Genomic DNA, 8139 nt, shown 5'->3' with positions numbered 1-8139 from the left:
GGGCGTTTTTATACCCGGCCGCCCAGGTGTTTTTCTACCGCGCCCCTGCTCCCCCCGCCCCGAAGCCCCCCCCGGGGGGGGGGGGTTGTCCCCCCGCCCCCCCCCCCCGGGCCGGTTCTTTTCATGGCCGTGCGGCCTCCGGGCTACAGCCGCTTGAGCCGGGACACCGCCTCGGCCAGCACGTCGTCACGCTTGCAGAAGGCGAACCGTACGAACGGCGCGCCCTGCTCCCGGTGGTCGTAGAAGACCGCGTTCGGGATGGCGACGACCCCGCACCGCTCGGGCAGCGCCCGGCAGAAGGCGAAGCCGTCGCTCTCGCCGAGGGGGCGGATGTCGGTGGTGACGAAGTACGTCCCGGACGGCCGGTAGACCTCGAAACCGGCCTCGGCGAGCCCGCCGCTCAGCAGGTCCCGCTTGGCCCGCAGATCGGCGCGCAGCCCCTCGTAGTAGCTGTCGGGCAGGCGCAGGGCCTCGGCGACCGCGTACTGGAACGGACCGGCCGACACATACGTCAGGAACTGTTTCGCCGAGCGCACCGCGGTCACCAGCTCGGGGCTCGCGGTGATCCAGCCGACCTTCCAGCCCGTGAAGGAGTACGTCTTGCCGGCGGAGCCGATGGTGACGGTGCGCTCGCGCATGCCGGGGAAGCCGGCGAGCGGCAGGTGCTCGCCCTCGAAGACCAGGTGCTCGTAGACCTCGTCGGTGACGACGAGGAGGTCACGCTCGCAGGCCAGTTCGGCGATCGCGCCGAGTTCCTCGCGGGTGAGGACGGTGCCGGTGGGGTTGTGCGGGGTGTTGAGCAGGATCAGCCGGGTGCGGGGGGTGACGGCGGCGCGCAGTTCGTCGAGGTCGAGGCGGTAGGTGCCGGTGGCCGCGTCGGGGTGGAGGGTGACGGGGACGCGGCTGCCGCCCGCCATGGCGATGCAGGCGGCGTACGAGTCGTAGTACGGCTCCAGGGCGATGACCTCGTCGCCGGGCTCCAGCAGCGCCAGCAGGGCCGCGGCGATGGCCTCGGTGGCGCCCGCGGTGACCAGGACCTCGGTGTCGGGGTCGTGGCCGATTCCGTAGCGCCGTTGCTGGTGGTCGGCGATCGCGGTGCGCAGTTCGGGGACGCCGGGGCCCGGCGGGTACTGGTTGCCGTGCCCGGCGCGCAGTGCCCGGACCGCGGCCTCTCTGATCTCTTCGGGGCCGTCGGTGTCGGGGAAGCCCTGGCCCAGGTTGATGGAGCCGGTCCGTACGGCAAGCGCCGACATCTCCGCGAAGATCGTCGTGCCGAACTCGGCGAGGCGGCGGTTGAGCAGCGGTCGTCCCTTTGTCATGGCCGCCATCCTGCGCGGAAGCTCTGGAGTTGCTCAAGTCTGCTTTGGCCGTACGGGGCCGGGGGCATCCCCCACTCACGCAGGAAGCGGACGGAAGCGAGGGACCTTGCTTCGGGGGAAAAGAAGGACGTGAGGTCGGTGGGAACCTTTGTCACAGCGGTGATCGCGTTTGCCGTGATCGGGCTGGTCGTCTCGCTGGTGGGGGCCGGCAACCGGAAGAAGAAGCGCGGGCGGGGTGTGCGCCGGGGTGCGAGCGGCGGCAGCGCCGCGGGTGGCAGCTGGTGGGCGGGAGGTGACGGTGGCGGTGGCTCGTCCTGCGGAAGCAGCAGCGGTCACTCCGGGGGCCATTCGTGCGGTGGCGGTCACTCCTCGTGCGGTGGCGGCTCCTCGTGCGGCGGCGGGGGCGGATGCGGCGGAGGCAGCTGACACGGGGCAGCTGATCCGTGACCGGGCAGGGCCACACGCCCGGTGCCGGGCCCGTGCGGTTCCGGTGCCCCACAGGTGCCCGGCGGGTGAACTCCCGCCGGGCACCTTTTTGTTGGGGCTTTCCGCGAGATGCCGGTGAACAGATGAACCGAGAGGCCCCCGAGGGGATGGAAACCGCGTCAAGTTGGGCAAAAACGCTGTGGATGCGGCTTACTTCGTGATTCCCTCGGTTGAGAGAACTTTCAGCCCTCGGACCCGAGTTGGACCTGATCGGGCGCTTCCCACCTCCCACGTGCATCACGTCGGAGGCGTCCCCTGTCCATGTGTCCATGCTTGTTTGCGGAGCCGACCCATGCTCACGACCCTCCAGACGGCCTATTCCGACACCCGTGCTGCCGACCTGGCCTGGGCGCTGGGGCGTGAACCGCTCCCCGCCCTGGCCGTGCTCGACCTCGATCTCGCCGGTGCCCGACTCCAACTGCGCCTGCTCGGCGCCTCCCACCAGGTGCTCCTGGAGGAGGACCGGGGCAACTGTTCCGAAACCGTCGCGTGCATCCCGGGCAGCAGTACACCGCTGCCGCTCGGTGTCTCCAAGCGGCTCGGGGAGTGGGAGTACGAATTCGCGGCGCGCGTCGAGACGCTCTCGGCGGGCTCGTTCGCGGGGCGTGCGCAGGAGCTCCTCGCGCTCGTGACCGACCATCCCCACGGTCTTGCCGGGACGTTCCCGGGCAGTCCGCACGCCTTCACCGCCATGCTCGCCCAGCGGACCGAGGGCCAGGTGCGGTGGCGCACCTGGCACGCGTACCCGCAGGAGGGGCAGCTGGTGGTGACGCGCACCCGAGTGGGAGTGCGGATGCCGGCGGCAGCGCTCTGACACGGCCCAACTCCGTTGTGTGCGCGCCACTTACACCCTTGTGGGTGACAGGCGGCCACCACATCGTGACGTAGCGTTCACATCATGATCGACCAGCAGGTGTCGCTGCGAGGGGGCGCGGCGCGACTTCCCGTGCGGCCGAGGACCGGTAGGTGTCTCGTGCTGGCCGCTGTCTTCATCTGTGCTGCCTGCGGTCTGGTCTACGAGCTCGAACTGGTGGCGCTCGCCTCCTACTTGATCGGTGATTCCGTCACCCAGGCGTCCGTCGTGCTCTCCGTGATGGTGTTCGCGATGGGCGTCGGCTCGCTCCTCGCGAAACGTTTACGCAGCCGTGCAGCAGTCGGTTTCGGGCTGATCGAGGCGGCGCTCGCACTCGTCGGCGGCTCCTCGGCGGTCGTGCTGTACGCGTCGTTCGCCTGGATCGGGGAGTCGCGGTACGCCCTGGTCGGGTTCTCGCTCACGATCGGCGTCCTGATCGGGGCGGAGATCCCGCTGCTGATGACGCTGATCCAGCGCGTCGACCGGCAGGACGCGGGCGGGACCGTCGCGGATCTGTTCGCCGCCGACTACGTGGGTGCGCTGGTCGGCGGGCTCGCGTTCCCCTTTCTGCTGCTGCCGGTGCTGGGGCAGCTCACCGGGGCGCTGTTCACCGGCGCGGTCAACGCGGCGGCGGGCGGGGCGCTGGTGCTGTGGGTGTTCCGGCGAGACCTCACCCCGCGCTCCCGGTGGCTGCTCGTCCTCGTCAACGTGGCCGTGATCGCCGTACTCGCCACCGTCACCGCGCTGGTCGGTGACTTCGAGCGGGCGGCGCGGCGTGCGGTGTACGGGGACGGGGTGCGGGTCGCGGTGCAGACCGGGGTCCAGGAGGTGGTGCTGACGGGGGCGGGGCGCAGCTCCCTGGACCTGTATCTGGACGGGCGGCTGCGGGTCAGCGCGCGCGACGAGTACCGCTACCACGAGGCGCTGGTGCACCCGGCGATGAACGGGCCACGCGCCCGTGTCCTGATCCTGGGCGGTGGTGACGGTCTCGCCGCCCGGGAGGTGCTGCGCTACCCGGACGTACGCAGCGTCACCCTCGTCGAGCTCGATCCCGGTGTCACCCGGTTGGCCCGTACCGACCGTGCGCTCTCGGCACTGAATGCCCACGCGTACCGCGATCCGCGGCTGACGGCCGTCAACGCCGACGCCTTCAACTGGCTGCGGGCGGCGCACGGCAGCTACGACGTGGTGATCTCCGATCTGCCCGACCCCGGGATCTCCGTCGGCACGAAGCTCTACTCGTCGGAGTTCTACGGCCTGGTCTCCGAGGCCCTCGCACCGGGCGGCCGGCTGGTGGTGCACGGGGGCCCGCCGGTGACCCGGCCGCGTACGTACTGGACGGTGGAGGCGTCGATGAGGGCGGCGGGCCTGCGCACCCGCCCGTACCGGATCAGCGGCAGGCTCTCCGATTTCGCGGCGGGCCCCGACAGGGCCACGCACCGGGCGCAGGCCGAGCAGGGCTGGGGCTTCGTCCTCGCCCGGCCGGTCAGGGCGCCGGTGCTCCGCCTCGCCCCGGGGGCGCCGAAGCTGCGGTCGCTGACGCAGGCCTCGCTGATACGCGCGGGGCGGGACGCGGAGAGCGGACGGCTGCGCGGGCTGCCGCCGTCGACACTGGTACATCCGCGGTACTGGGAGGACCGCTGAGCCGGACGCCGTACGCCGTACGCCCGACGGCTTTGCGACGCGGAACCGCTGACGTGATGGCCGGGGCTGAGTAGGCTCGGTTTCCATGGAGCATGAGGTGTTCGTTCCGGTTCCGGTCCCGTCCCTTCGGCGGACGCTGGGCGATCCCGCCCGCGTCGCGCGCTGCGTACCAGGGCTCCAGCAGGACGCCGACGCGTCCGCGGGCCCGCTGTCCGGCCGGCTCAAGGTCCGGGTCGACGGCCACACGATCACGTACCGCGGTGCGCTGCGGCTCACCGTTTCCCCGCAGGACGGCCCGGACGGGGACGACGGGATCCTGGTGGCGGGCGAGGGCGTCGAGGCCAGGGGGACCGGCTCGGCGAAGCTGGCTGTGACGATCAGCCTGACGCAGAAGGACGGTGGTACGGCGATCGGGTTCGCGGGTACGGCGAGCGGCGACGGCCGCCTCCTGGAGCTGGACCCGGCGGCGGCGCTCGCGACGGCCCACCGACTGCTGGACCGCTTTGTGCAGCAGCTGGTGACGGAGACGCTGGCGGGCGAGAACCTCGGCGAGGCCGAGCGGTCCGTCGGGGAAGCTGTGGAACAGGCCATCGAGGAGGCGGCCGAGGACGCCGACGCGACCGGCGCGGACACCACCCGGAGTACTGCCTCGGAAGCCGCCGACGACACCGACGAGACCGACGACGGCGCCGCCGCGGACGAGGCACCCTCCACCGAGAACCCCCCGGGCACGGGCTCAGTCTTCGACGTTCCCGTGCCCCCGCCGTCGCTCGACCCCGTGGCGGAGGTGGAGTTCACCGTCCCCGACGGCCCCCCGGCCGAGGCCGCGCATGCCAGGCGCACCATGATCGGCCGCAGCGCCGAGGAGGTCGACCACGCGCCGCCGCGCGGCAGGTACGCCCCCGTACCGTCACCCGATTCGACCACCGCGGGCGCCACACTCCGCTGGGTCGCTCCCGCCGCCGCGCTCGCGCTGGCCTCCGCCGTCGTGGTGAGCAGGGCGCTGAGGCGGCGGAGGTAGCAGCAGCGCCAGTAATGTCGGTCGGGTGAGTAGCAGCGAGAAGAACATCCGGCTGTCCGTCGGCGATGCAGAGTTGACCGTGAACCCCGCCAACGGCTGTCGCATCAGCAGTCTGCGGATCGGTGGCACCGAGGTGCTGCGGCAGGGGGAGCGGTACGGCTGCTTCCCGATGGTGCCGTGGTGCGGGCGCACCGAGAACGGCCTCTTCCACAACGGCGACGTCCCGCACCGGTTGCCGCTGAACGCCCCGCCGCACGCCATCCACGGCACCGGCAGGGACACCGCCTGGCACACCGCCCGGGTGGGCGAGCAGGAGGCCGCGTTCTACTACGACCTTGCCGACCCCTGGCCGTATCCGGGCCGGGTGACCCAGACCTTCGAGTTGTCCGAGGACTCGCTCACGCTTGCGTTCGGCATCGAGACGTACGGGGATTCGTTCCCGGCGCAGGCCGGCTGGCACCCCTGGTTCCTGCGGGATCTCGGCGGCGGCAAGAAGGTGGAGATCGCCTTCGACGCGGCCTGGCAGGAGGAGCGTGGCGAGAACCATCTGCCGACCGGGCGCCGCATCCCGCCCCTGCCCGGCCCGTGGGACGACTGCTTCGGGATGCCGGACGGCGTCGACGTGACGCTCACCTGGCCGGAGCAGCTGCAACTGACCGTGAAGAGCCGGACCGAGTGGGTCGTGATCTACGACGAGCAGGCCGAGGCGGTCTGTGTGGAGCCGCAGTCCGGCCCGCCGAACGGGCTGAACACCGCGCCCCGGTATGTCACCCCGATCGAGCCGCTGGAGATCGCGACGACCTGGAACTGGCGCAGGCTCTGACCCGGCAGCGGTGCGGGCTTCGATCCGGTACCGATGCAGGCCGCGACCCGTTGCCGGCGCGGGCCCCGACACGGTGGCGGCACGGGCCCCGACACGGGCGCCTTAAGCTCGTAGCCATGACTGACGTACGTGCTGAGCTGCTCCAGCAGATCAAGGACAAGGCCGTGGTACACGGCAAGGTGACCCTCTCCTCGGGTCTTGAGGCCGACTGGTACATCGACCTGCGCCGCATCACGCTGGACGGCAAGGCCGCTCCGATGGTCGGTCAGGTCATGCTCGATGTCACCGCCGAGCTGGACTACGACTGCGTGGGCGGGCTGACGCTGGGCGCCGACCCGGTCGCCACCTCGATGCTGCACGCCTCCGCCGCGCGCGGGCAGGAGCTGGACGCGTTCGTCGTCCGCAAGGCGCAGAAGGCGCACGGGATGCAGCGCCGCATCGAGGGCACGGACGTGAAGGGCCGCCGCTGCCTGGTCGTCGAGGACACCTCGACGACCGGCGGCTCGCCGCTGACGGCCGTCGAGGCGGTGCGCGAGGCCGGTGGCGAGGTCGTCGCCGTCGCCACGATCGTGGAGCGGGGTGCGGCTCCGGCCATTGCCGAGGCCGGCCTCCCGTACGTCCACGCCTACACGGTGGCGGACCTCGACCTGGCCTGATTGCTCGGTCTGACCTGCGTTTTTCTTCGAGGGCGGACGGTTTCACGTGAAACCGTCCGCCCTTGTCGTATGCCTTGCGCCGCGCGGTCCGAACGTTCAGGGACCAGGCCGGGTGGAGCCGGAGCGAGAGTCTGGGAAGATGGGGGCGACGATGACGTCGCCCCCAGGTCAGGGAACCAGCAACGCACACCCGCACATCCCAAGGAGCGGACAGATGCCCATCGCAACCCCCGAGGTCTACGCCGAGATGCTCGACCGGGCGAAGGCAGGCAAGTTCGCCTACCCGGCCATCAATGTGACGTCGACCCAGACCCTGCACGCTGCACTGCGCGGCTTCGCGGAGGCGGAGAGCGACGGCATCGTCCAGATCTCCACCGGTGGGGCGGAGTTCCTGGGCGGCCAGCACAACAAGGACATGGTCACGGGCGCCGTCGCCCTCGCCGAGTTCGCGCACATCGTCGCCGCCAAGTACGACGTCACGGTCGCGCTGCACACCGACCACTGCCCCAAGGACAAGCTGGACGGTTACGTACGTCCGCTGCTCGACATCTCCGCCGAGCGCGTCGCCAAGGGCCAGAACCCGCTGTTCCAGTCCCACATGTGGGACGGCTCGGCCGAGACCCTCGCCGACAACCTGGCCATCGGCCAGGAGCTGCTCGCCAAGGCCGCCGCCGCCAAGATCATTCTTGAGGTCGAGATCACCCCGACCGGTGGCGAGGAGGACGGCGTCACGCACGAGATCAACGACGAGCTGTACACGACCGTCGACGACGCGCTGCGTACCGCCGAGGCGCTCGGCCTGGGTGAGAAGGGCCGCTACCTGCTGGCCGCCTCCTTCGGCAACGTCCACGGCGTCTACAAGCCGGGCAACGTCGTGCTCCGTCCCGAGCTGCTGAAGGACCTCCAGGAGGGCGTCGCCGCCAAGTACGGCAAGTCGTCGCCCTTCGACTTCGTCTTCCACGGCGGCTCCGGCTCCACCGAGCAGGAGATCGCCACCGCGCTGGAGAACGGCGTCGTGAAGATGAACCTCGACACCGACACCCAGTACGCCTTCACCCGCCCGATCGTGGACCACGTGTTCCGCAACTACGACGGTGTGCTGAAGGTCGACGGCGAGGTCGGCAACAAGAAGGTCTACGACCCGCGCAGCTGGGGCAAGTCCGCCGAGGCGGGCATGGCCAAGCGCGTCACCGAGGCCTGCGCCAACCTGCGTTCCACCGGCACCAAGCTGAAGTAGCAGCCGGTACGAAGTGTGGCCGTGGGGGGGGGGCCCCCCGCGGGGGCGGGGCCCCCCGCCCTGCGAGGGGTAAGTTGGGGGGTGACCGAGGGGTGGAGGG

General features: G+C 71.0%; 7 protein-coding genes. 6 read left to right on the top strand and 1 reads right to left on the bottom strand.

Annotated features, from left to right (window positions below; all coding sequences use genetic code 11):
* Positions 1-143: 143 nt before the first annotated feature.
* On the bottom strand, positions 144-1319 hold the full coding sequence (locus tag ACFVYE_RS31075; protein ID WP_383974755.1) for a pyridoxal phosphate-dependent aminotransferase: 1176 nt from the start codon (positions 1317-1319) through the stop codon (positions 144-146).
* 778 nt (positions 1320-2097) lie between these two features.
* On the opposite strand from ACFVYE_RS31075, the gene ACFVYE_RS31070 reads away from it, so the two are divergent.
* The 6 genes from ACFVYE_RS31070 (at position 2098) to fbaA (ending at position 8039) form a co-directional block, all read left to right on the top strand.
* Positions 2098-2619: a DUF2617 family protein gene (locus tag ACFVYE_RS31070; RefSeq protein WP_327274367.1), complete on the top strand. Its 522-nt coding sequence runs from the start codon at positions 2098-2100 to the stop codon at positions 2617-2619.
* An 84-nt stretch (positions 2620-2703) separates the two neighbouring features.
* Complete coding sequence (locus ACFVYE_RS31065) at positions 2704-4302, top strand: polyamine aminopropyltransferase (RefSeq protein WP_383973684.1); 1599 nt, start codon at positions 2704-2706, stop codon at positions 4300-4302.
* An 85-nt stretch (positions 4303-4387) separates the two neighbouring features.
* Complete coding sequence (locus ACFVYE_RS31060) at positions 4388-5323, top strand: carbon monoxide dehydrogenase (RefSeq protein WP_383973682.1); 936 nt, start codon at positions 4388-4390, stop codon at positions 5321-5323.
* Positions 5324-5348: 25 nt separating this feature from the next.
* The gene (locus ACFVYE_RS31055) at positions 5349-6146 is read left to right on the top strand and encodes an aldose 1-epimerase (protein ID WP_383973680.1); all 798 of its coding nucleotides are present in this window, start codon (positions 5349-5351) and stop codon (positions 6144-6146) included.
* A 116-nt stretch (positions 6147-6262) separates the two neighbouring features.
* On the top strand, positions 6263-6802 hold the full coding sequence (pyrE, locus tag ACFVYE_RS31050; protein ID WP_327368333.1) for an orotate phosphoribosyltransferase: 540 nt from the start codon (positions 6263-6265) through the stop codon (positions 6800-6802).
* Between the two features lie 214 nt (positions 6803-7016).
* Positions 7017-8039, top strand: coding sequence for a class II fructose-bisphosphate aldolase (gene fbaA, locus ACFVYE_RS31045; RefSeq protein ID WP_327368332.1), 1023 nt, complete (start codon positions 7017-7019; stop codon positions 8037-8039).
* Positions 8040-8139 lie beyond the last annotated feature (100 nt).

Origin of the sequence: Streptomyces sp. NPDC058239, assembly GCF_042882185.1 — a bacterium.
In the GTDB taxonomy this organism is placed as follows: Bacteria; Actinomycetota; Actinomycetes; order Streptomycetales; family Streptomycetaceae; genus Streptomyces.
The sequence above is the reverse complement of the archived record's forward strand: the minus strand, read 5'-3'. Positions and strand labels throughout refer to the sequence as shown.